We start from the raw sequence: 1,791 nt of genomic DNA, 5'->3' as shown, positions 1-1,791 counted from the left end.
ATGCTGTCGTAATCCCATCGAGCACTCACTGCGCTGCTACCTCCGTCTTCGCCGGGATCTCCACGCGCCTAGGGCGACCGCTACAGCGGCGGAGGATGCTATGCGTCCGGGCGGCATCGATCATGTTCTTTTCATGATGGATGCTATGCCATTATTACGCGGCCACGCTATCGTCTTGAATAACACCGCGCACTCGTGCTGCGTTACAGCTGATCGTCGACGGCCGCCACAATCTAGCGGCGCGGGACGCCAGCTTCGGGTTCGAACCTTCGGAAGGAGTAGGGATGGGAAGAGTGGACGGTAAAGTCGTCCTCATCAGCGGCGCCGCCCGGGGTCAGGGGCGATCACATGCCCGACTGCTCGCCGCGGAGGGCGCGGACATCATTGGTCTCGATCTCTGCGCCGACATCGAGACGAATGAATATCCACTGGCACGGCTCGACGACCTCGAAGAAACCGCGCGCCTCGTCGAAAAAGAAGGTCGCCGGGCGCACATCGCTGTGGCCGACGTCCGCGATCGCGCCGCCTTGTCCGCCGCGATCGACTTGGGCGTTGCGGAGTTGGGACGGCTCGACATTCTGGTGGCCAACGCCGGGATCGCCCCGCTCACCCCGGGCCTGCCGCCCCAGGCGTTCGTCGACGCAGTCGATGTCGATCTGGTCGGAGTGCTCAATCTCGTTCACGCCAGCATCAAGCATCTTGGTGCCGGGGCGTCGATCATTGCGACCGGTTCCCTGGCCGCCTATCTTGCGTCGCAGACAGCCGGCGGCATGGACCTGGGCCCCGGCGGTGGTGGATATGCGTTCGCCAAACAGGTGGTCGCCCAATATGTCAACGATCTGGCTTTGCAACTTGCGCCCAGCAACATCCGGGTGAACGCCATTCACCCGACGAATGTCAACACCGACATGCTGCACAGCCCGCCGATGTATCGGGCCTTCCGCCCTGACCTGCAGAGCCCCACCCGCGCCGACGCGGAGCTGGCGTTCCCGGTCATGAACGGGATGCCGGTTCCCTATATCGAGCCTGAGGACGTCAGCGAGGCCGTGTTGTTTTTGGCTTCAGACGGCGCACGCTACATCACGGGTCAGCAGTTACGCGTTGACGCAGGCGGTGTTGTGAAGGCACGGCCGTGGACCGGAGCGTAACCGAGCCGGTTGCGAGACGAATGAAGCCGACATCTCAGCGGAGACCCGCCCTAATCGGAGGTCCTCCTCCTGCTCAGCGATCAGACCCCGACCGGCCGTGAAACCCCGCCCCCCGGTGGCTCCAGCAACGTGCTGGGGACGCTGAACAAGCCGGAAACACATGGCTGAGGTCGGCGTTCAACAAGGCACGACGTCGGCCGCCGACGGCGTAGTCCGTACGGCGAGCCGCGTGGCCGCGATTCGTCTGAGCGCCAGGTATGCTGCCGGGCTTGCATTGGCACACCTCGCGGCTGCCGCTGCGGTGGCGATGGTCATCATCTCGCTGAGCAAGAACACGATCGGTGATGCCACCAACCTGGCCACCGACAAAAACCTGATCGCGGCATCCGGGCTGGCCGTTATGGCATCAGTCGCCGGCGCCGTCGCCGGCGTCCTCCACGTGCTTCCCTCCGTGCGCTGGTTCGCACTCGGCCGCGAACCGAACCCCGCGGAAAAGCGTGCGGCAATGCGTATTGCCCACCGTCAAGCCGGCGTTCACTTCGCAACCTGGGCGGCGAGTGGTGCCGTGTTCGTGTTGCTCAACCTGGATTCCGGCGGCGCCGTGGCCTGCGTGATCGGAGCCGCGCTGTTGTTTGGCGGTGCG

1 protein-coding gene and 1 pseudogene are annotated in these 1,791 nt (G+C 64.5%); both read left to right on the top strand.

The window, feature by feature from the left end; genetic code table 11:
• Nucleotides 1-284 precede the first annotated feature (284 nt).
• Complete coding sequence (locus WA317_RS13760; protein ID WP_425173562.1) at nt 285-1,148, top strand: mycofactocin-coupled SDR family oxidoreductase; 864 nt, start codon at nt 285-287, stop codon at nt 1,146-1,148.
• A 160-nt stretch (nt 1,149-1,308) separates the two neighbouring features.
• A pseudogene (locus WA317_RS13755) lies at nt 1,309-1,791 on the top strand (hypothetical protein); the annotation flags it as partial.

The organism is Mycobacterium sp. (assembly GCF_049802695.1).
Classification (GTDB): Bacteria; Actinomycetota; Actinomycetes; order Mycobacteriales; family Mycobacteriaceae; genus Mycobacterium.
This window is presented reverse-complemented; position numbering and strand designations above follow the sequence as displayed.